The 21,806-nt window shown below is 44.4% G+C and carries 17 protein-coding genes and 1 CRISPR repeat array; of the genes, 12 read left to right on the forward strand and 5 right to left on the reverse strand.

The features are described from left to right. Nucleotides 1-7: 7 nt before the first annotated feature. The 7 genes from cas2 to V1499_RS03460 all read left to right on the forward strand — a co-directional run bounded on the left by cas2 (nt 8) and on the right by V1499_RS03460 (nt 8,832). Nucleotides 8-298 (forward strand): CRISPR-associated endonuclease Cas2, encoded by a 291-nt coding sequence (gene cas2 / locus V1499_RS03430; RefSeq protein ID WP_409273822.1) that lies wholly within the window; start codon nt 8-10, stop codon nt 296-298. A 168-nt stretch (nt 299-466) separates the two neighbouring features. Next, nucleotides 467-3,008: a CRISPR direct-repeat array (repeat unit 32 nt; unit sequence GTCGCACCCTACATGGGTGCGTGGATTGAAAT). A 559-nt stretch (nt 3,009-3,567) separates the two neighbouring features. Further along, the gene (gene yunB / locus V1499_RS03435; protein ID WP_409273824.1) at nt 3,568-4,332 is read left to right on the forward strand and encodes a sporulation protein YunB; all 765 of its coding nucleotides are present in this window, start codon (nt 3,568-3,570) and stop codon (nt 4,330-4,332) included. Nucleotides 4,333-4,411: 79 nt separating this feature from the next. Beyond that, on the forward strand, nt 4,412-4,909 hold the full coding sequence (locus V1499_RS03440; RefSeq protein ID WP_409273826.1) for a DUF1259 domain-containing protein: 498 nt from the start codon (nt 4,412-4,414) through the stop codon (nt 4,907-4,909). 124 nt (nt 4,910-5,033) lie between these two features. Further along, nucleotides 5,034-6,011 carry a ring-cleaving dioxygenase gene (locus V1499_RS03445; protein ID WP_409273828.1) on the forward strand — a complete coding sequence of 326 codons (978 nt, stop codon included), beginning with the start codon at nt 5,034-5,036 and terminating at the stop codon, nt 6,009-6,011. Nucleotides 6,012-6,158: 147 nt separating this feature from the next. Further along, nucleotides 6,159-6,713 carry a DJ-1/PfpI family protein gene (locus V1499_RS03450; protein WP_409273830.1) on the forward strand — a complete coding sequence of 185 codons (555 nt, stop codon included), beginning with the start codon at nt 6,159-6,161 and terminating at the stop codon, nt 6,711-6,713. Between the two features lie 81 nt (nt 6,714-6,794). Next, nucleotides 6,795-7,703 carry a D-alanyl-D-alanine carboxypeptidase family protein gene (locus V1499_RS03455; RefSeq protein ID WP_409273831.1) on the forward strand — a complete coding sequence of 303 codons (909 nt, stop codon included), beginning with the start codon at nt 6,795-6,797 and terminating at the stop codon, nt 7,701-7,703. A gap of 142 nt (nt 7,704-7,845) precedes the next feature. Continuing rightward, complete coding sequence (locus V1499_RS03460) at nt 7,846-8,832, forward strand: proline dehydrogenase family protein (protein ID WP_409273833.1); 987 nt, start codon at nt 7,846-7,848, stop codon at nt 8,830-8,832. A gap of 364 nt (nt 8,833-9,196) precedes the next feature. Here V1499_RS03460 and V1499_RS03465 read toward each other — a convergent pair whose 3' ends face one another. The 4 genes from V1499_RS03465 to V1499_RS03480 form a co-directional block, all read right to left on the reverse strand. Beyond that, on the reverse strand, nt 9,197-10,303 hold the full coding sequence (locus V1499_RS03465) for a GerAB/ArcD/ProY family transporter (protein WP_409273834.1): 1,107 nt from the start codon (nt 10,301-10,303) through the stop codon (nt 9,197-9,199). Next, the gene (locus V1499_RS03470) at nt 10,300-11,406 is read right to left on the reverse strand and encodes a Ger(x)C family spore germination protein (protein ID WP_409273836.1); all 1,107 of its coding nucleotides are present in this window, start codon (nt 11,404-11,406) and stop codon (nt 10,300-10,302) included. Before V1499_RS03470 ends, V1499_RS03465 begins: the two co-directional genes overlap by 4 nt. 17 nt (nt 11,407-11,423) lie before the next feature. Further along, complete coding sequence (locus tag V1499_RS03475; RefSeq protein WP_409273837.1) at nt 11,424-12,935, reverse strand: spore germination protein; 1,512 nt, start codon at nt 12,933-12,935, stop codon at nt 11,424-11,426. Nucleotides 12,936-13,085: 150 nt separating this feature from the next. Continuing rightward, nucleotides 13,086-14,000, reverse strand: a complete 915-nt coding sequence (locus V1499_RS03480; RefSeq protein ID WP_409273839.1) for a TetR/AcrR family transcriptional regulator — start codon at nt 13,998-14,000, stop codon at nt 13,086-13,088. A gap of 185 nt (nt 14,001-14,185) precedes the next feature. On the opposite strand from V1499_RS03480, the gene V1499_RS03485 reads away from it, so the two are divergent. The 5 genes from V1499_RS03485 to V1499_RS03505 all read left to right on the forward strand — a co-directional run bounded on the left by V1499_RS03485 (nt 14,186) and on the right by V1499_RS03505 (nt 20,595). Beyond that, entirely contained in the window at nt 14,186-15,685 is a 1,500-nt protein-coding gene (locus V1499_RS03485; protein WP_409273841.1) for a DHA2 family efflux MFS transporter permease subunit, read from the forward strand. A 362-nt stretch (nt 15,686-16,047) separates the two neighbouring features. Then, entirely contained in the window at nt 16,048-17,226 is a 1,179-nt protein-coding gene (locus V1499_RS03490; protein ID WP_409273843.1) for an ankyrin repeat domain-containing protein, read from the forward strand. A gap of 179 nt (nt 17,227-17,405) precedes the next feature. Further along, nucleotides 17,406-19,076 (forward strand): alpha-glucosidase, encoded by a 1,671-nt coding sequence (locus V1499_RS03495; RefSeq protein ID WP_409273844.1) that lies wholly within the window; start codon nt 17,406-17,408, stop codon nt 19,074-19,076. Nucleotides 19,077-19,109: 33 nt separating this feature from the next. Then, a complete protein-coding gene (locus V1499_RS03500; RefSeq protein ID WP_409273846.1) occupies nt 19,110-19,628 on the forward strand; it encodes a methylated-DNA--[protein]-cysteine S-methyltransferase in 519 nt (172 codons plus the stop codon). A 250-nt stretch (nt 19,629-19,878) separates the two neighbouring features. Continuing rightward, nucleotides 19,879-20,595: a toast rack family protein gene (locus V1499_RS03505; protein ID WP_409273848.1), complete on the forward strand. Its 717-nt coding sequence runs from the start codon at nt 19,879-19,881 to the stop codon at nt 20,593-20,595. Nucleotides 20,596-20,985: 390 nt separating this feature from the next. Here V1499_RS03505 and V1499_RS03510 read toward each other — a convergent pair whose 3' ends face one another. Next, nucleotides 20,986-21,768 carry an SDR family oxidoreductase gene (locus V1499_RS03510; RefSeq protein ID WP_409273850.1) on the reverse strand — a complete coding sequence of 261 codons (783 nt, stop codon included), beginning with the start codon at nt 21,766-21,768 and terminating at the stop codon, nt 20,986-20,988. Nucleotides 21,769-21,806 lie beyond the last annotated feature (38 nt).

Genomic DNA, 21,806 nt, shown 5'->3' on the forward strand with positions numbered 1-21,806 from the left:
TGTCAGCTTGCTGGTATTAATTACTTATGATGTGAGTACTTCCAGTCAATCAGGGCAAAAAAGGCTTAGACGAGTAGCAAAAGTTTGCCAGAACTATGGTCAGCGCGTCCAAAATTCAGTTTTTGAATGCATTGTAGACTCAGCACAATTCACCACATTAAAATTTGAACTTGAAGACATCATTGATAAGGATAAAGACAGCCTTCGCTTTTACCGGCTAGGGAATAATTATAAGAGCAAGGTGGAACACATAGGGATTAAGGAAACAATTGACATTGAAGGTCCCTTAATCTTGTAGTGCGAAGGTAAAGTGCCCATGGATTTCCAGGGGGGTTCGCACCAATTTTTCAGTAAATTTTCATGAGCAAGTTAATTGTTTTATAAAATATCCTTTACCATGGTAAAGGAGATAGCGGTTTTTGAACTAAATTACTGATTTTTTTATGAAATTTGCATAAAAATCGCTGTCGCACCCTACATGGGTGCGTGGATTGAAATGAGCAATACCTACCTACTGCCGAGACAGTCCTCGTCGCACCCTACATGGGTGCGTGGATTGAAATTTTGCACCGAGCAAACGGATGCAGAGATTGCAGGTCGCACCCTACATGGGTGCGTGGATTGAAATTTCCTGGCGCTGTATTCTTTCAAGCCCCTTTTCAGTCGCACCCTACATGGGTGCGTGGATTGAAATAAATATTTTTATACATCCGTATTCGGTCAAAGCATGTCGCACCCTACATGGGTGCGTGGATTGAAATAAAACAACCATATCGTTTACCGCATACGATTTGAGGTCGCACCCTACATGGGTGCGTGGATTGAAATTTCGGGGACGGGAAGCACGAATGGGGCGACGGGAAGTCGCACCCTACATGGGTGCGTGGATTGAAATGGTTCAGATACGGAGTCGGTGGAGCTCCCGGATCGTCGCACCCTACATGGGTGCGTGGATTGAAATTTCTAGTCCCAACTCAACTCTCATTGCATGATGTCGCACCCTACATGGGTGCGTGGATTGAAATATTGCCACGGTAGTTCTTTTTGCTCCTGCTTCCAGTCGCACCCTACATGGGTGCGTGGATTGAAATAGTTTATTTCCATCGGCTAGATGAGGGAAGAGAGGTCGCACCCTACATGGGTGCGTGGATTGAAATATGATTATTCCTAGTCATTAGTACAATTGATTCAGTCGCACCCTACATGGGTGCGTGGATTGAAATCAAACGGGCGAACCATTATTTGACCGCCAAATAGGTCGCACCCTACATGGGTGCGTGGATTGAAATACAACCGGCGGTATTGCGTTAACAGTCGATGCGGGTCGCACCCTACATGGGTGCGTGGATTGAAATACAACCGGCGGTATTGCGTTAACAGTCGATGCGGGTCGCACCCTACATGGGTGCGTGGATTGAAATACCATAAACCAAACCAACATTACGCCCATGGCCCGTCGCACCCTACATGGGTGCGTGGATTGAAATATTGATAAAGATTCATTTACCTTGCCATTTGGAAGTCGCACCCTACATGGGTGCGTGGATTGAAATCAGTCACACCTAGAAAGCCAGCTTAACCTGTCCGTCGCACCCTACATGGGTGCGTGGATTGAAATATCCAGACAAATTATAGAGGACGGTTGCACCGCGTCGCACCCTACATGGGTGCGTGGATTGAAATCCATTACCCATTGGTTAAGAATAAAATTATACATGTCGCACCCTACATGGGTGCGTGGATTGAAATATATAACTGTTTTATTGATTCATCCGATGTAGATCGTCGCACCCTACATGGGTGCGTGGATTGAAATACTGTCTATAGTTGTAACCCTTTTTATATCGCTTGTCGCACCCTGCATGGGTGCGTGGATTGAAATTCTGTAGCCGGAAGCGGAAAAGGCTGAACCATGTGTCGCACCCTACATGGGTGCGTGGATTGAAATAGCGTGTGTATATCAGCTATGCAGAGCTTGCAGCAGTCGCACCCTACATGGGTGCGTGGATTGAAATAGGAGCTTGCAGACGGGCTTTATATAGCAAAGACGTCGCACCCTACATGGGTGCGTGGATTGAAATAATTCATCATGCACATAATTATAGACAGCATAATGTCGCACCCTACATGGGTGCGTGGATTGAAATTCCTCCTATCTAACAAAATGCTTATCGTGTTAGAGTCGCACCCTACATGGGTGCGTGGATTGAAATGTGGACGGTGTTGCCGAATGGCTAAAGCGCGAGGGTCGCACCCTACATGGGTGCGTGGATTGAAATTTAGCCGAGTACCAGCAGGAAAAGGGAAAGAATTGTCGCACCCTACAGGGGTGCGTGGATTGAAATTCCAAGATTAAATAGGCTGTCATCAGCTTAGTCAGTCGCACCCTACATGGGTGCGTGGATTGAAATTCCGAACTTAGTTGTGATAGAACCAGTGACAGCAGTCGCACCCTACATGGGTGCGTGGATTGAAATAATAACGCTATGGGCGAATTTAAGCACCATACCCGTCGCACCCTACATGGGTGCGTGGATTGAAATACTTTTTTGCAAAGAATGTCAATCACCGAAAAAGTCGCACCCTACATGGGTGCGTGGATTGAAATACTGGAGAGAGCATCGGACGGACAGCAACAGCAAAGTCGCACCCTAAATGGGTGCGTGGATTGAAATATCAGCGCCTATATGCACAAGGGCGAGCCGGAATTGTCGCACCCTACATGGGTGCGTGGATTGAAATTCAAACAACATATGCGATTCTCTCTATGATATAACGTCGCACCCTTCATGGGTGCGAGGATTGAAATATAAGATCCTCATAATCAACGCCTAACGGTTTATGTCGCACCCTAAATGGGTGCGTGGATTGAAATAATCTAATGTGAATCCAGAAGAAGAAAGCTCAAATGTCGCACCCTACATGGGTGCGTGGATTGAAATAAAAATAGCAAGCGTAGCAAAAGGGGGAAGTAAAGTCGCACCCTACATGGGTGCGTGGATTAAAATCTCACCCGGAACCCTCCCCGCATTACCTTTTACGTCGTGTTCCAAGGGGGTAAAATGAAGTTGCTAGTGATTCTGTTACACGGTGTATAGGCATACACTTTGGGGTTGTATGAATTGTTAGGGTTGTTACTCTGCAACTTCTGGTACAGGTTATCTTATACGGGTCCGTGTTTGTTTAGAAATGAGTTGCCAGAGAAAGATTTGAGAGCGACCATTCGGGCTCACATTTGTGTACCGTTCTTATCCTGGTACTATAGCGGCATCTGAATAGGTATTGTATAAATAGCAGGTAACTTGCTTTTCAAAGTCTGTTCGCACGCAGATTTTCTTGACCCAAAAAAAGGAGTGAAATAAATAGTTCTTATTTAATTCCATTACTAGTGAAAACCTGTTAATTGGAAGAGTACAACTTTTTGTATATTTATTCTACTTACTAAATTGTAATTGTAAAGTGAAGAACACTTCCCTAATTCATAAAAAGATTACCTTTTCCTTACCAAGTACTACACCATGCTTTTAAAGCATATAAAATCAGTAGGCTAAGTAAGGAGGGTCCTAAATGAAGAGAATAAAAAGGAGCTATCGTAGGCGGGGACCGCTGCCTTTAAGCCATGTTTTATTAATAACCTTTATTGTATTTGTTCTGGTGACGTACCAAAGCCTAAACATCATTAACAAACAAATTGAACCTAGATTAATAAAAATTTCCGAGACAAAGGCTAGAGAGTTTGCATCTCAGGCAGTAAACAAATCCATAGCGCAGTATGTTGTGGAAAATGTTGATGTAGGAGAACTAATTATCGTCCATAATAATTCCAATGAGGTTGGTTATAGCTTTAACCCCAAGGTATATACACGGGTAATATCTGAAATAACCACAAGAATACAGCGATATTTAAACCTGCTTGAGTCAGGAAATATTGAAGAGCTTGAGGCCTTTAAGGAATTTAACTCCGGAGAATCAAAGAAACAGCAAGGCTTAATATATGAAATCCCAATTGGAATGGCTACGGATAATACATTATTTTCTAATCTGGGCCCTAAAGTCCCCGTTCGGTTTGAGATAATCGGTGATGTTACTGCCAATATTGAGACGAAAATAAGAGAAACAGGGATAAACAACACATACCTTGAGATTTACGTCAAAACCCATGTCCAAATGGGCGTCATTATCCCTTTGATTGGAAAAGAGATTGAGGTTACAAACTCAATTATGATAGGCGACCTATTTTTGCCTGGAAAAGTGCCGCAATATTACAACGGCGGAGGCGGAAACGGAGGGAATGAAGTTAATCCGATTGTCATTCCTGACGGGGGTGGCTAAGCCTGCGGGAATATAGTCCTGCAGGTTTTTTTACATATGGCTAAGGAACAAGGGCATCCTAAAAATGGAGGTGCCCAGTATGAAAAAACTATTGATAATAGCCGGATTATTTTTGAGCATTATTTTTCCGCCAGATGAAACATCTGCAAAGCAAAGCCCCGACTGCAAGGTGCTTGAACAGATTTTTAAAACAAAGGTAGGGAAAACCGAGGGCGTCTGTAAGGTACAAATCGCCAGAAAAAAACTCGATGTGGTTCATATGGGAAAAAAACTTTCACCCGAAACACTTGAGCTCGTATACCATTTTGCGTTTGAAAAAGTGGACGGCCAGACAGTTGTTATGGGGGAAATGGCATTGTTGGAGGAAGAGGTCAATCCTGTAATTGACGTCCTTCGCAAAGGTGGATTGGAAGTAACCGCCCTCCATAACCACCATATGTACGAACGCCCGAGGATTATGTATCTCCATTTACAGGGGAAAGGCGACATGATTAAGCAAGCGAATACCTTGATCAACACAATCGCCGTGACAAAGGAACTGAAACAACTTCAACAATCCACAGGGCCTCATCACTAAGAGGCTCTTTAAATTGACAGATGAAATAAAACGTGTTAAATTTATCTCGAATTGAAGATACTTCTATTAAGAGTAAATTAGCGGGTAAGTTAAAAAAACAAAGCACCTGATGGAGGTTTTTATAATGAATCGTTTAAAAGGTATACACCATGTAACGGCCATTACAAGCAGCGCAGAAAAGAACTATGAGTTTTTTACGTATGTGTTGGGCATGCGGCTCGTTAAAAAAACAGTTAACCAGGATGACATTCAAACGTACCATTTGTTTTTCGCTGACGATGTTGGCAGCGCGGGTACAGATATGACTTTTTTTGACTTTCCTGGTATCCCCAAGGGCAGCCATGGCACCAATGAAATTTATAAAACATCCTTCCGAGTGCCAAGCGATGCAGCTATTGATTACTGGTTAGAGCGTTTTGACAGGATGGGGGTCAGCCATAGCGGAATCAAGGAGCAATTTGGCAGAAAGACGCTGCCGTTTGTGGATTTTGATGACCAGCACTACCAGTTGATTTCGGACGAAAACGTTAAAGGTGTTTCGCCGGGTACTCCATGGCAAAAAGGGCCTATCCCGCTCGAATATGCCATCACCGGCCTTGGGCCAATATATGTACGTACGGCGCATTACGATTACTTTATACAGGTTGTGGAAAAGGTTATGGAATTCAAAAAAGTTGCGCAGGATGGGAGCGCCCACTTATTCGAGGTCGGTGAAGGCGGAAACGGTGCAGGAATTGTAGTTGAGGCAAATACAGTGCTTCCGCAGGCATTCCAGGGGTTCGGGACAGTCCATCATGCCGCTTTCAGGGTGGAGGATGGGTCGGTGCTTGAGCATTGGATGAAACGGATGGAAAGCTTCGGCTTCCAGACATCCGGGCTGATCGATCGCTTTTTCTTCAAGTCGCTCTATGTAAGGGTCGCACCGCAAATTCTCTTTGAATTTGCGACAGACGGGCCTGGCTTCATGGGTGATGAGCCATACGAAACGCTGGGGGAAAAATTATCGCTTCCGCCATTTCTTGAACCGAAACGGGAACAAATTGAGGCGATGGTACGTCCAATAGATACAGTAAGAAGTACCATTGAATTTTCCAAGGAATAATTCGAAAAATGCAGGGGCCAAATTACTGGTCCCTGTTTTCTATTGTCCAAAAATGCAATGCAATATCTGAGGCTTAGCAATAGTGTATTTTTATGGAAGTAGAGTCGTTGGAAAAAGGAAAAAGGGAACTTGATTGGGGGAATGGGCATGAAAAAGGTTGGGTTTATTGTTTTTGAAGATTTTGCGTTATGGCAGGTGGCCCTCTTGCAAAAGTTTTTAAACAACAATGGGTATGAGCTTGAGACTCTATCAATTGGGGGAGGGCTAGTTCGAACTGATGGCGGTTTATTTGTGGCATCTGAAGCATTGGAAGGGCGGGATGCTAACGAGTTTCAGATACTCCTTCTTCCCGGGGCAGGTGGAGCGATGCCCGAGTCGCTTCTTGAAAATAAGGAATTGCATCTTTTTCTTCAAACCTTCAAAGGAATAATCGCGGCAAGTTGTGCTTCTACAATCATTATTGCTTCCGCAGGAGTCCTTGATGGAGAGTATACAACCATGCCGCAAATGAAAGATAGATTCTCAAGCTATCTTCCCGATGATGGTTACTGTGATTGCGATGTAGTGATCGGAGAAAAAATCATTACTGCAAGAGGATACGCCCATTATGATTTCATGATGGCAATATTGGGGCGGCTTGGGATGCTCGAAGCTGATCCAAGACTCGGGCGGATGGCGCTGAAACTATCAAAAAATCAGTAATATAACGAATCTGAACCTAGGAGGGCGACCATTCAGCCCATATTACTTGAAGGGGTTATGACAGGTAAAGGAGGGAACTACATGAAAAAGATGCGCAGGCTGACGGCATTTGCTGTTTTGATTTTTGCCATGTTGGCGGGAGCGGGCTATTCAGCCTTTTACATAAATGGCCCGGATGTGCACGCAAGGGCGGCGATTTTAATCGACTCGGAAACAAAGGATGTCCTGTTCGCTCAAAATGAGGACACACCATTTCCTGCCGCAAGCATGACTAAGCTGATGACAGCTTATCTGGTCTTGGAGAAAATTCAGTTGGGCACATTCGATTGGAATGATGGAGTGATAATCAGTGCCAATGCAGTAAGCAGTGAAGGGGTCGCGATTCCCGTGAAACTAGGAGATACACTTACAGTACGGGATTTATTCATGGCAATGGAAATCGCCTCGGCCAACAATGCAGCTGTCGCCCTGGCCGAAAAGGCCGCGGGAACTGAAGGAGAATTCACAGAATGGATGAACCAAAAAGCAAGGGAAATTGGACTTTCGGAACATACCCGCTTTGTAAATGCGACCGGTCTTGCAAATCGGAACGGACTTGAATCTAAAATGACGGCCAGGGATGTTGCCATATTGGCGGGGAGACTTATAGCGGATTACCCTGATATTCTGGCCATTTCTAGCATGCCGGATTACACGCTTCAGTATGACGGTTCGGTTATTTTTACAACAAACGCGATGCTAAATAATCCGGATTTTTCTTTTAAAGGCGTGGACGGGCTGAAAACCGGTTTTACTAATGCCGCTGGTTATTGTTTTGCGGGAACGGCGGAAATTGGCGGCACAAGGCTAATCAGTGTTGTCATGGGAGCGGACGGAAAAGACGAGCGTTTCATTGAAACCAAAAAGCTTTTTGCCTATGGTTTTAAAAAGCCTTTTTTCCCACCGATAAAACAGGCGCTTGCCAAGGAGATAGGGCGGCTTGGCCTATAGCCTGACAGCTTTGAGAAAGCTGTTATTTATCCATAGTGTATATGATAGAAAACTATTTTGAAAAAATTTCTATTATATTAAATTTGATAATTTTGAAAAGAGGCATGATATAATAAAAGAAAAACAACAAGGAGCAAAAGGGATGCTTAGAGACTTGTTTATTGGACTTTCTAAAAACCAAATGCTAAACACGGCAGCGAAAAATTACGGCCTGAAGCTAGGCGCACAAAACGTTGTCGCAGGGACAACGATCGAGGAAACAATCGAGAGCATTAAAGAGCTTAATAGACACGGGATTTCTGCAACCGTTGACAATCTTGGAGAATTTGTATTCAAAGAGGAAGAAGCGACTGAAGCCAAAGAGCAGATTTTAAAGGTCATTCAGGCTATCCATGACCATCAAGTGGATGCGCACATCTCCATCAAGCCTACACAGGTCGGCCTTGATATCGACTTTGAATTCTGTGTGCAAAATGTACGGGAAATCGTTGCGAAAGCAAACGAGTTTGGCCTCTTTGTCAACATTGACATGGAAGATTCAGGGCATCTCAATGCGACCCTTGAACTTGTGGACATCCTGTCTGCTGAATTTGAAAACGTTGGTACCGTTATCCAGTCATATCTGCACGATGCGCAAGGGCAGGTTGAAAAATACAAGAACATGCGAATCCGCCTCGTAAAAGGTGCATACAAGGAGCCTGCGGAAATTGCCTACCAGGATAAAAAGGATATTGATGCCAACTATGTCCGCATCATTGAGTGGCACCTGTTGAACGGGAAATTTACGTCCATTGCAACCCATGACCATAACATCATCAACTATGTCAAGCGGTTTGTTAAGGAACACAATATCCCGAATGACAAATTCGAATTCCAGATGCTTTACGGTTTCCGCCGCGAGCTTCAGCTTCAGCTTGCGAAGGAAGGATACAACTTCTGCACATACGTGCCATTCGGGAAAGACTGGTACGGCTATTTTATGCGCCGACTAGCTGAAAGGCCGCAAAACCTGAATCTTGTATTCAAGCAAGTGTTCAACAAAAAGACGAATACAATGCTTGGCCTGGCTGCGGGCGCATTCCTGGCAGGCAGGCTCTCAAAAGGAAGCGGCAAGAAGAATAAAAGATAAAGAGTGGAATAACTAAAACCAGGCCAGTATCTCCTAACGGAGGGACCTGGCCTTTTTTTATTGCTTAGGAAATTATAAAATTGAACCTTGTGAATAACTCGAAACAAGTTATAGTAATCCAGCTCCACAAGAGTAGGCTTCGGAAGCATAATCCTCGCACGAAGAAAAAGCGATAGCTTTTTCGAGGAGCGTCCTAGCCCCTCGAGGTCATAAGCCGGTTCCCTCCGGAGGGCAGGCCCGTCCTGCGGGCCCCGTCTTATGCTTGTCGGGGCTGACCACTAAGGAAAGCTTCTGAGAGTAATCATCGCAGGGACAGGCGGTCTTTTGCCTGTCACGAAGGCGCTTGCGCATTTTGTTCTGGAAATTAACACTTCACTTCCTTCCGCCGTTCGAGCCTCCTTTTTATAAGGCTAACCAAAAAGATAAACGGAATGTAGCCATAGAAAAAGGAGAGACATATATAGGGGACCATCTCATTAAGTTTCTGCCCGAACATGATGTCCTCAAGCCCTATGTTTAATGCGAAATAGGCTGTCATGATTCCCAATAGCGACCTGGAAGGCTTAAAGTTAAAAGTGATTTTTAACGTCCGCGTACAGGACCATACGAAGATGCAAACTGTAGAAACAATCACAATGAAAAATACAAAAATAAAAATGAATTCAAAGCTTTCCACAACAGTAAAAGAAATGACCTTAATCATTGTTAGAGTCGCCCACTGGGTTCTGAGAAGCTTTCCCTGTGTGTAATATAAAAAAGTAATGATCGCCAGGGCGAAATACAGCATGGTTGTCGCAAAAAGCCCAAAATAAGCCCATTTCGTTGATTTGATTCCATTTTTAATAAATGGCAAATAAATAAACACACATTCGAAGCCTGTAAACATAAACGCACTTTCCTTTGCTGATTGCATGTAATCACTAAAGCCATGCGCGAAGATAGGCATGATGTTTCGTATCTGAAAGTATTGAAAAAGCATCGCGAAAGGGAGAAAAATGATAATCGGAATAAGTACTCCCCAAAAAGCAAGCCCGGTAACAACCCTAAATCCCCCTAGGACAATATAGTAAATGACAATGCAAATCCCGAATGAAAGCTCCCAAAGAGGAATTCTGTCAAATGCAAAGGTTTGGAGTACGTCAATATAGTTGTAGATGGTCAGGAAACCCATTAGCAGTAAATAAAAAACTAGTCCGGTATTCGCAAGCTGTCCGAAGAGTTTTCCGAATGCTTCAAGCTGAAAAGATGCCAGATCCCCTCCTGAACTTGTTTTGATTGCGCGAAAGCCGAGGGCCAGAATAATATTCAAGCTGGCTCCGACCGCCAGGATTACTACCCAGGCATCCTGCCCGGCCCCATCGGCTATTCTTGATTGAAAGTTTAACACCCCTACACCTATTTGTGAGCAATGAAGGAGGAAAAAAAGAAAAAACGGTGAAACCTTATGTCTTTCCTGGACCGCTATCATCATTCCACTCCTTTTCCTTCTCGTTTGATTCCAGCCTGGATGACAGTGGTTTCAATCTTGATGTTTACTTTCATTTTTTTATATTGGTCTTTATAAAACTTTTCTTTGTCCCAATTCCTGTCATGTGCCCTGAACCTGTCACCTAGCCCCAAAGGATCGACTCCATTTTCCTTGCAAATCGTGATTAGCTTTGCAATCTCGATTTTTAGCTTTTTATTAATGGCTTTCTCCAGCAGATGAATGTCTTTTTGTTCGTGCAAATTAATCCAATCGGGGTATTCCCTTATGATGAAAAAGGCATTTAGGGACAAATCCAACTTGGGCTCAGGCCCAGGATTAATATTTCGCCATTCAGGTTTGTTTTTCATTGTGCGTATGACAAAGGTACCTTTCTTGGAGCCTTTCTTAATGGGAAGTTCAAAATATCCCGAATGTTTGTATTCATCCAGGATTCCAAGGAAAAAGACCTGATTATTGTCCAGTGAGACTTTGTATCGATCGTCCTTGAAAAGAGCCACGCCATCTACGTAGACGTTTGATTCACTGCCGTGTTTCAATAAGGGCATATACGGATCCCTCCCCTGCCCATAATAATTGTTTAAAAAAATATGAAGATTGGAACGGGGCAGCGAGGAAGTATTATAGTTTTGAGTAATTGTATCTGCAATCGTAAGTGAACCGCTTTTTTTGACTGTCTCCAAATATTTGCTTGCTGAAGGAGTGACGACAGCAACCTGGATATCGGTGGCAATCAGTGGATTGTTAAAGACCGTGTCGACTATATGGCCAATCCCTCTTTTCGCAAAGTCCTCCCCGAAAACAATGACCTGTGTTTTGGATAACTCAATTGGATTTTTTGACTGTACATTTGTCCGTTGTATTAGCATAGTTGACGTATTTCCTCGTGTCTTCCTTATTTCGGGATTCTCCTGGCTTTTGCTTTTCGTATAATCCGGAAAAAGGGAAGTTGCCTTTAGCTGGCCGTCTTCCTGGATGTCGAATCCGATTGTATTGACTATGCTCAATTGGTCGATAATCTTCGTTCTCTCGCAAGCCGCTAGGAGCAGCGAGAGAAGGCTTAGAGCAACGAGCGTTTTCCGATTCATAGGTTCCCGCCTTTTCTTTATTCAGTATTGATATCTTTTTCCCTATTATTGTTCTCCGAGGGTGAGAAACGCTTGTCTTTCTGCGTCCGCAAGTAACTTGGGCGTTTGTTTGTTTTGTAATAAGGTAACCTGATAAAGGCATCACCCATGCCCGCGGCCCTGAATGGGAACAATGGGACCATATAAGGGATCCCAAGTGATTTAAGCCGTAAAAGATGGCCGAGAAGCAGGACTACTCCTACGGCAAGGCCATATCCGCCCCAAATTGCGGCGAGGAAAATAAACGGGAACCGTAAAAGCCTGATTGTATTGGACATTTTGTAAATGGGCGTAGTAAATGATGACAAGGCAGCTAGAGCGACAATAATGAGAAGGATATTACTGGTAAGAGCAGCTTCCACTGTTGCCTGGCCAATGACGATACCGCCAACGATTCCTAGTGTCTGGCCGATTTTGCTTGGCAGCCTTGCCCCTGCTTCCCTGAGGAGTTCAATTGTTATTTCTAGAAAGAGCACTTCCAGGAATGGCGGGAAAGGAACGTTTGCCCTGGAAAAAATAATTGGGCCAAGCAAGTCTTCCGGTATGATTTCATAATGGAAGGTCAGGACGGCTACATAAATCGGAGTGGCGAAAACAGAAAAGGACACTCCGAAAAAGCGAATCATTCTGAAAAAAGAACCCTGAAACCATGATAAATAATAATCTTCAGGAGAATTGAAGAATTCAATGATTGAAACAGGAGCGGTAATCGCGTAACAGGAACCTTCCGCCAATATAACAATCTGGCCGAGTATCAGGGAGTGGGCAGCCTTATCCACCCTTTCCGTTGATAAAAATGGGGGAAATGGTGTGGACGTATTGTCTGATATCAATTGCTCAACGATCGTGTTGTCGTGAATGACCTCAAAGTCCACGTTTTTAACCCTTTCCCTCGCTGTCTGGACAAACTCGGGATTGGTTATTCCGTTCAAGTAAACGATGGCAACACGGGTTTTGGACATACTTCCCACCTCGTGTTCTTCTACAACCAGGTCAGTCGTTCCAAGCTGTCTCCGCAGTAGATGCAAATTGGTATCCAGGTTTTCGATAAATCCTAGTTTAGGCCCAATCACACTGAACTCATTATCAGTTTTATTGTTTTGGCGCACGCCTTTCATTGGGTTGTCGATATTAATAAGCGCGAACTTACCGCCCCCCTTTAACTGGAGGATAGCATGCCCCTGATTAAGTTTTTTCTCTGCTTCACTCGTATCTTCGGTAATTTCAATTCCTTCCAATGGAATGATGTTTTTCAAATCGGTCAGATCGCTGAGTGAGTCGGAATTCTTCTGGATGGCAGGAAGAAGCACACGGTGCAGCATCTTCTCATCTATTAATGTCGTATAGCAGCTGATTGTAATCCGGCTGTTATCCAGAGGAGAGAACGATGTAAAGTCAGCTGACCTGTTGGCGGCTTCAAGAATATCAGCCAGCTTCTTTTCGCTTTTGTCCTGTTTTTTTTGTGAACTCGTCCGCTTCCATTTGAACATAGTGGCCCACCAATTTCCTTATTGAGTAATCTCGTTATTCCCTTATTATGTATTTTTGCCTGATAAGTATGTATACGGGCCCGGAGCGACAGCATTTTTGTATTTTCAAACCCGGAAATACAAAAAAAGCTTCCGGATGGAATCCGAAAGCTAGTTGGTTTGTTCAGATGGGGGTGAAAGGATGAGGGTTGCAAGCCCTTCAAGTTTTTCGAGCTCAGCCAGGTACGGAATGGCCTTTTCGTCGGGCGCGGCAGCCTTAAGGGAGTTTAACACACTTTCTATCAGGAATCCCCTTGGCACTTTTGAGTGGAGGAGTTCTTCTTCAATAAAATCCAATAGTTCATAATATTTTTCAAAGTCATTGGTTTCACGCAGCACTTTTTTCATTGAAGCAATTACATAGTGGAGTTTTTGCTCGAATTCCATGTTTTCTTGCATACAGCCCGGAAGCCATTGGTCCAATAGGGACGGATCAAGCAAAATGTCATCTGCTTCTGAAACTTCCTGAACAATGCTGACGATTCGATTAACGCTGTAGCGGACGATTTCATGTATCCCCAGCCTTGTGCCAAATGCCATGGAATTAAACTTCAAATTAAATTGGAGCATGCCAATAAACATGATGGCACAGTCAAGAAGATAGGGTTTTTTTTCATCGCCAAAAATGTCGGTGAACCGCCGGAACACCCAGTGGACATTCCTCAGATGATTCTGCTTGAGGAATTCCTTGAGGTCGGAATCATTTGACATCATGACTTCTTCAAATAAGGAAAGCAGTTTATTCACACGGTTCGTTTTCAAATGCAGTTCGACCTGTTTAATGAAAATGCCGATATCCGACCGGTTTTTCCCAATCATCAACTCATTCCGATCGGTTTCCAGCTGCTTGTAGATGGATTTGATTAACTCGATTAATAGTTCATTCTTTGAGGAAAAGTAGTTGTAAAATGTTCCTTTTGAAATCCCGCTAGAATCAAGGATATCCTGGATGGAAGTCGACTGGAATCCTTTTTCAAAAAATAGATGGTGCGCGGTATCAATAACATGTTGTTTTCTATCGTTCATTTTTATCACCCGGCCTTATTATACTGCCTGTATAAAAAGTATACTATACTTTTGAAAAATAGTGTAAAAGCCCAGTAATAGAGCGGAATTTTATTATTGAATATTTTAGACCGATGGTATATGATAAAGTGCATGTGTAACGATGGTCTACAATTATGAACCGCTAGTATACAGGAGGAACAACTATGGACCAAACAATAAATAAACACGGCAGGCCGCCTTATGGAATTCTAGCCGTTCTAATGATTGGCGCCTTTATTGCCTTTTTGAATAATACATTGCTGAATATCGCACTTCCTTCCATCATGAGTGATTTAAAAGTCGAGCCGCCGACTGTCCAATGGCTGACGACAGGGTTTATGCTTGTCAACGGCATCCTTATTCCCGCCACAGCTTTCCTGATTCAGAAGTATTCTGTCAGACGGCTATTTCTGGCGGCGATGAGCCTGTTCGCAATCGGAACCATTGTCGCTGGTACCGCGCATGTTTTCCCGGTTTTGCTGACAGGCAGGATGCTGCAGGCTTCGGGTTCGGCCATCCTTATGCCGCTGTTGATGAATGTCATGCTAGTCAGCTTTCCGATTGAAAAACGCGGGACCGCAATGGGGGTTTTTGGTTTAATCCTCATGTTTGCCCCTGCAATTGGGCCAACTTTATCAGGCTGGATTATTGAACATTACGACTGGCGAATGCTCTTCCATTTTGTAACGCCAATCGCGATTGCGATCCTCCTGGTAGGTTTTTTCCTCCTTCGTGATAAAAAAGAAAAGGTCGATATACGGCTTGAAACCCCTTCGCTCGTGTTGTCGAGCATTGGATTTGGAGGCCTCCTTTACGGGTTCAGCTCGGCAGGAAGCAAAGGCTGGGACAGCCCTTACGTTTATGGAACAATCATTATAGGAATCCTGTCGTTGATTGTATTTATTTTACGCCAGCTCAAGCTTGAAAAACCGTTCCTTAACTTCCGGGTTTACCGCTATCCGGCGTTTGCCCTTGCGTCTGTCATTTCAATGGTTGTGAATATGGCGCTTTTTTCGGGGATGATCCTTCTTCCTATTTATGTTCAGAATTTAAGAGGCATATCCCCGATGGATGCAGGTTTGCTGCTTATGCCAGGAGCGATTTTGATGGCGGTTATGTCGCCGATTACCGGCCGCCTTTTTGATAAAGTTGGCGGGAGGATGCTTGCGATAATCGGCCTGGCCATTATTGTCATTACAACGTATGATTTCAGCCGGCTTACATTGGAAACCTCTTATACGCATCTCCTCATTTTGTATTCGGTGCGCAGCATTGGGATGTCGATGGTCATGATGCCTGTTTCCACAAATGGACTGAACCAACTGCCACCCCGCCTGTATCCACATGGAACAGCGATGAACAATACAATGAACCAGGTTTCCGGCGCAATCGGAACAGCTCTGTTGGTTACTATTATGACGAACCGGACGGAATCGCAGGGGAAGGAAGCGATGGAGAAGTTGGCCGAACAGGCAAGTCCAGAAGTCCTTGCCCAGATGAAGCAGCAAGTTTTTACAGAGGCAATGCTGCACGGCATTAACTTCTCGTTCCTAATCGCAACATTCATTGCCGCTGTCGCGCTTGTCCTCGCGTTTTTCAATAAACGTGCCACACAGGCGGAAGATCCGCTCCAGGAAGAGGCAGATGGAAGGCAGCCTGCATAATGTCATAAACGATCTGAAGGCAACCAGCTCTGTGGTTGCCTTTTTTGCTCTTTAGGAGTTTATAAATTTAAACATTGTTGATAACTCAAAAATAAGTTTAGATATGGTAAAACCTAAAAGAAAATAATCAAATAATAGGCGTATTAATTAAAAATTAATCGAATCATTTTCTAAACTAAATGGGCCAGCTCCATCGAGGTGCTGAATTTGCAATGCCGTCGGGCATATTTAATGAATTCCCGCCTATTCCTGATAAAATATACTAGAGATCATAATAATCCGAAAAGATTGCGCGTAGTGGGATAACCAATTTGTTAAAATGGAGATTTATAAAAGAGCTGACAGGGTAGGTGCAACAGAGTTTGAAAAACACAATGATTCATGAAATGTTGATTTCTGCGAGTGAAAATGGGGATACGGCTGCAGTCCGGGATCTTTTACTAAAAGGTGCAAGCGTCGACTTTAAGGATAAGGAAGGGCGCACAGCATTGATGGCGGCCACGCAGAAAAACCAGATTGAGACTGTGAGGATACTGTTGGATGCCGGCAGTGATGTGAATACAAGGGACATTACACGGCTTACTCCATTCATTTGCGCTGGTGCAAATGGCTTTCATGAAATTCTCAGCGTAATGCTTAACTATGGTGTGGATTTGGGCAAAGTGAACCGTTTTGGCGGTACGGCATTGCTGCCATCGAGTGAAAAAGGATACCTGAAAACAGTCCAGCGGTGTCTCGAGGCAGGGATTCCGGTCGATCATGCCAATAATCTTGGCTGGACTGCACTCTTAGAGGCAGTCATTTTGGGGAATGGCGGAAGGCTTTACTCTATGATTATCGAACTGCTCGTAAAAGCCGGAGCAAATCCCCATCAAAAAGACAGGGACGGAAAATCCTCACTTCAGCATGCGCAGGAGCTTGGGCAGGAAAAGGTGTATAGCATCCTCTCAGGTACTTTTGAAGAAAAGGATAGCCTGATTGAACAAGCCAAGGCGCTTTATCTTAAAGATTGCTATGATGATGCCATTGCCATACTCGATGGTGGCCACTCCCGAAATCCGGAAAACATGGACTATTATTTTTATAAAGGGTATTGCCTGCAGGAACTAAAACGGTATGAAGAAGCGCTTGCCGAATACAACAAGGCGCTCGCCATCGATTCTTCTGACTTGGATTTTTATTTTTACACGGCAAATTGCCTAAGACTCATGGAAAAGCTGGAAGAGGCCTTGGCCGAGTATGACAAAGCGATTGAAATCGCGCCGGGGGAAACGTTCTACAGGTACCATAAGTCAAATTACCTCCGTGAATTGGGCAGGCATCAAGAAGCGGTGAACGAAATGGACGAGCTCCTGGCATTGCAGCCGAACAGGTATGACTTTTCGTTCCACAAGGCAAACAGCTTAAGGTCCCTTGGGAAGCACAGGGAGGCAATCGACGCGATTGAAAACGCGATTGCAAATGATCCCGAAAATCCGCTTTATCATATCCATAAAAAACAGTCGCTTGAATTGCTTGCAGAACAGGAAATTATGAAATGATAGATTTATGGCCAGCCTTCTAACCAGGGCTGGCGTTTTTGTGGTTCTTTTTCCCATAGCTTGAAACTTTAAGGGGATACGATGTATGATTACTGGAAATATGCTACAATTATTGAGATTTTTAATTTAGATGTTTCTAAACTAGATAGATACTATTTTCTTTATTCCGAGGTGTGGAAATGGGCAAAAAGTGGTGGAAAGAGAGTGTCGCTTACCAGGTGTATCCCAGAAGCTTTATGGACAGCAATGGCGATGGGATTGGCGACCTGCAAGGGGTCATTCTTAAGCTAGATTACCTGAAGGAACTGGGGATTGATGTCATTTGGCTATCCCCGATGTATAAATCGCCGAATGATGATAACGGCTATGATATATCAGATTACCAGGATATTATGGAAGAATTCGGAACACTGGATGATTTTAATGAATTACTGGAGGAAGTCCATAAGCGGGGAATGAAACTGATTCTTGATTTGGTCATTAATCACACAAGCGATGAACATCCCTGGTTTATCGAATCCCGCTCATCAAAGGATAATCCAAAGCGGGATTGGTATATTTGGCGGGATGGAAAAGACGGGAAAGAGCCGAACAACTGGGAATCGATTTTCAGCGGCTCCGCTTGGAAATATGATGGGCAAACCGGACAGTATTTCATGCATCTCTTTTCAGAGAAGCAGCCTGACCTGAATTGGGAAAATCCTGAAGTCAGGGAAGCGTTGTACGACATGGTGAACTGGTGGCTGGATAAAGGGATTGACGGATTCCGGGTCGATGCCATCTCCCATATTAAAAAACAGCCGGGCTTCCCGGATATGCCAAACCCGAACAATCTTGACAATGTGCCGTGCTTTGGCTATATGATGAACGTAAATGGGATCGATGAGCTCCTATCCGAGTTTTCAGCAAGGACTATAAAGAACTATGATGTGATGACGGTAGGAGAGGCAAACGGTGTAAAAGTGGTAGACGCCGATAAATGGGTCGGAGAGGAAAATGGCCATTTCAATATGATTTTCCAATTCGAATTCCTTGACCTTTGGGATAAAAAAGCAAAGGATTCAGTGGATGTGAAAGCGCTCAAACGCGTTTTGACAAAATGGCAAAAAGGACTTGAGGGCCGGGGCTGGAACGCCCTCTTTATTGAAAACCATGACCAACCTCGCCGTGTTTCGACGTGGGGGGATGACGGGAGGTATTGGAAGGAAAGCGCCAAAATGATGGCCGCCATGTACTTCCTCATGAAAGGAACACCTTTTATTTATCAAGGCCAGGAAATCGGGATGACAAACGTCAAGTTTCCTACGATCGACGATTATAATGATGTCGGCATGATCAATTATTACAAACTGGAAACAGCTAAAGGCCGCCCGCACGAAGAAATAATGGACATCATCTGGAAACGAGGACGTGACAATGCGAGAACCCCGATGCAATGGAATGATTCCCATATGGCGGGATTCACGACAGGGCCAAAAACCTGGCTCGGGGTAAACCCGAATTACCGGGAAATCAATGTTGAAAGCCAGCTTTCCGATAAAGATTCGATCCTTTCTTTTTATAAAAAGCTCATCCGGCTCCGAAAAGAGAACTCGCTATTTGTTTACGGAAGATATGAACTGTATCATCCAAACCATCCAAAGCTTTTCGTTTACACGCGGACATTGGGGAGGAAAAATGCTATCATTATCTGCAATTTCCACGGGACGCCGACCCGGTTCAAGATGCCTACATCCATCCAATATGAAACGAGCAGGCTTGCGATAAGCAACTATTCTATTCATGAAAGCAAGTTAAAGAAAGAGTTTACGCTAAAACCGTTTGAGGCGAGAGTTTACTTCTTGGATTAATATGGTCCCTATTGGGAGGAGGAACGACAGGACATGAAGGTAATATACTGGGGAATTTTTGAGAATGAATCTTTGCCTTTGCTGCTTGCGGCCTCAGAAAAGGGGCTGTGTTATGCGGGGTCACCGGGAAATGGCGACAGGGAATGTGAAGCGCTTATCCAAAAAAGGTACCGTGGAGCGACGCTAATCAAGATGGAAGAGCCTCTGAAGCCTTATCAAGCGGAGTTCTCCGAGTATCTTGAAGGACGGAGAATGGGTTTTACCATGCAACTGGATAGCAGGGGGACAGCCTTCCAGGAAAGTGTCTGGGAAGCACTAAGGCAAATTCCTTACGGTGAGACAGTTTGTTACAGTGATATTGCCAACCGGATCGGCAAGCCAACCGCCGTGCGGGCAGTCGGGTCGGCAATCGGCGCAAACCCGGTGTTGATCGTTGTTCCCTGCCACAGAGTGGTCGGTAAAGACGGCAGCATGACCGGGTTCCGTGAAGGCCTGGATATGAAGAGATTTTTGCTTGATTTGGAAAAAAAGAATAATTTGGCGACAGTATAAGTAAGCGTGCGGGAACTTTGCGGAGTTCCTGCTTTTTTAAAGGGCAGCGGTTTTTGGTTTACAGGACACAGACCGATCTAAAAACGTACTCTGAGCCCCGATTCCTATCTTTCCAGACGTTTTATCCTATACTTAAAAGCCGGATTCCTTCTAAGACCTAAGCCTTATAGAAAAATATGGCACGAGGCTGTATTCGAAACCCAACAACTATATTAATATGAAACTATAACGTAGGTTGGGGGAATAAAGGATGAAAAAGTTGTTGGTCGTTTTACTAATCGCAACCGTTCTCGGTTTTACGGCAAAGTACGCAATGGGAGCCATTTTTGGCGGAGGCAAAGAAAAAGATTTCCTTGTTGAAAAGGATAAGGCGAAAAGCCTCGAGGTTGAAATGAATTTAGGCGTTGGCAAGCTTGAAGTAACCGGTGGCGCGGATGAATGGCTTGAAGGAACAGTTGTTGAGAATAAAAAGTTCAAGCCTGAGCTTTCCTACCGTCTTTCCGGGAAAGTTGGAAAGGCAGTCATTGAGCAACAAAAGAATGGATTTTGGAATTTCAGCTTTGGCAAAGCGGAGAACAATTGGAAGATTGCTTTAACAGATGAAGTGCCGGTCGATCTTCGGGTAAATGCCGGCGTATCCGATACAAAGCTTGATTTGCGGGATGTTGAATTGTCCAATCTTGAAGTTGACGGCGGCATTGGGGATATTGAAATAAACCTTGGCGGCAAGCGGGAAAAAGGATTCCATACAGTATTGAATCTCGGAGTTGGCAAAACGACAGTCATATTGCCAAAGGACGTAGGGGTTAAACTCACCACAGATAAAGGGATTGGCAAAGTGGATATGGAGGGCTTTACCAAAAAAAGTAACAATGTTTATGTGAACAAGGCATTTGAGGATTCTGACACTGTGATTGTAATCGATTCGAATTTGGGGATTGGCGAAGTCAATTTTAAAGAAGAGTAAAGGGAAGGCAGGCCACGATAGAGCCTGCCTTTTTATTAGCTAAGGAATTTATAAAATTTAACCTTGTGGATAAATCGAAAAAAGTTATTGTAATCCAGCTCCACAAGGAAAGCTACGGCAGCATAGCATCGCACGAAGGAAAAGTGTTTTTCTTTTCCGAGGAGCGCCTAGCCCCTCGAGGTCTTAAGCCGGTTCCCTCCGGAGGGCAGGCCCGTCCTCGGAAATGCTCGCATTTCCTTCGTGCGTGGGCGAATTCAGGGATGCCATTCAGTGTCCTGCGGGCCCCGTCTTAAGCTTGTCGGGGCTGACCACTAAGGAAAGCTCCCTAGAATAATCACCGCAGTGACAAGCGGTTTGTGCTTGTCGCGAAGGCGCTTCCGCATTTTGTTCCTATAAAAGTGATTCCGCACCGTCGATGTAAATCTCGGTACCGGTAATATGGCTAGAAAGTGAGGAAGCAAGGAAGTAAACAAGATCAGCGACCTGCTCCGGTTTTCCGGGGCCATTTTCGAGCGGCTGGCTCCCTTCCGGGTATTCAACCGGAATCTTGATCTCCTCCAGCTCATCTTCGGCCGGGAAGGTATTTTTATCAATGTTTGTTTCAATGGCTCCCGGACAAATGGTGTTTACGCGGATTTTGTATTTGGCAAGTTCAAGGGCCGCCATCCTTCCGAATCCAGTCTGGCCGATTTTTGAAGTGCTATAGGCGGAAAAACCAAAATTTTTATAAATTCGGTTGCCATTAATCGAACTTGTGATAATGATGCTGCCGCCCTCACCTTTCAAGTAGGGAATCGCATATTTGACGGTCAGGAAGGTACCTTTCAAATTCGTTGTAATCGTCTCGTCCCAATCTTCGGGGGCGAGTGTCTCGATTGGAGCGATCACACCATTGATACCTGCATTCGCAAAGACAATATCAAGCTTTCCGAACTCGTCCAGTGTTTTTTTGTATGCGGCTTCTACATCATCCGGCTTTGAAACATCGCATTCCACGGTAATCGCGCTGCCGCCTTTTTTTTCTATGATGCCTTTAACCTCATCACCGTTTTCCGCTTTTACGTCAACTAAGGCGACTTTTGCTCCTTCTTCGGCAAGCTTTATTGCGGCCGCTCGCCCTATGCCCGAACTTGCCCCCGTAACAAAGGCCACTTTGTCATCCAATGATCCCATATCTGCCCCTCCTTCAATAAATTGCTACTTTATTTCTT

The sequence above is a fragment of the Neobacillus oceani genome (genome assembly GCF_046237595.1).
GTDB lineage: Bacteria > Bacillota > Bacilli > Bacillales > Cytobacillaceae > Bacillus_D > Bacillus_D oceani.

What these genes read in the sequence shown, in the direction of transcription:
- V1499_RS03460 (WP_409273833.1), top strand. Translation starts at nt 7,846, where the DNA reads ATGCTTAGAGACTTGTTTATTGGACTTTCTAAAAACCAAATGCTAAAC.
- V1499_RS03505 (WP_409273848.1), top strand. Translation starts at nt 19,879, where the DNA reads ATGAAAAAGTTGTTGGTCGTTTTACTAATCGCAACCGTTCTCGGTTTT.
- V1499_RS03445 (WP_409273828.1), top strand. Translation starts at nt 5,034, where the DNA reads ATGAATCGTTTAAAAGGTATACACCATGTAACGGCCATTACAAGCAGC.
- V1499_RS03475 (WP_409273837.1), bottom strand. Translation starts at nt 12,935, where the DNA reads ATGTTCAAATGGAAGCGGACGAGTTCACAAAAAAAACAGGACAAAAGC.
- V1499_RS03485 (WP_409273841.1), top strand. Translation starts at nt 14,186, where the DNA reads ATGGACCAAACAATAAATAAACACGGCAGGCCGCCTTATGGAATTCTA.
- V1499_RS03470 (WP_409273836.1), bottom strand. Translation starts at nt 11,406, where the DNA reads ATGAATCGGAAAACGCTCGTTGCTCTAAGCCTTCTCTCGCTGCTCCTA.
- V1499_RS03500 (WP_409273846.1), top strand. Translation starts at nt 19,110, where the DNA reads ATGAAGGTAATATACTGGGGAATTTTTGAGAATGAATCTTTGCCTTTG.
- V1499_RS03450 (WP_409273830.1), top strand. Translation starts at nt 6,159, where the DNA reads ATGAAAAAGGTTGGGTTTATTGTTTTTGAAGATTTTGCGTTATGGCAG.
- V1499_RS03465 (WP_409273834.1), bottom strand. Translation starts at nt 10,303, where the DNA reads ATGATGATAGCGGTCCAGGAAAGACATAAGGTTTCACCGTTTTTTCTT.
- V1499_RS03510 (WP_409273850.1), bottom strand. Translation starts at nt 21,768, where the DNA reads ATGGGATCATTGGATGACAAAGTGGCCTTTGTTACGGGGGCAAGTTCG.
- V1499_RS03480 (WP_409273839.1), bottom strand. Translation starts at nt 14,000, where the DNA reads ATGAACGATAGAAAACAACATGTTATTGATACCGCGCACCATCTATTT.
- V1499_RS03440 (WP_409273826.1), top strand. Translation starts at nt 4,412, where the DNA reads ATGAAAAAACTATTGATAATAGCCGGATTATTTTTGAGCATTATTTTT.
- V1499_RS03455 (WP_409273831.1), top strand. Translation starts at nt 6,795, where the DNA reads ATGAAAAAGATGCGCAGGCTGACGGCATTTGCTGTTTTGATTTTTGCC.
- V1499_RS03495 (WP_409273844.1), top strand. Translation starts at nt 17,406, where the DNA reads ATGGGCAAAAAGTGGTGGAAAGAGAGTGTCGCTTACCAGGTGTATCCC.
- yunB (WP_409273824.1), top strand. Translation starts at nt 3,568, where the DNA reads ATGAAGAGAATAAAAAGGAGCTATCGTAGGCGGGGACCGCTGCCTTTA.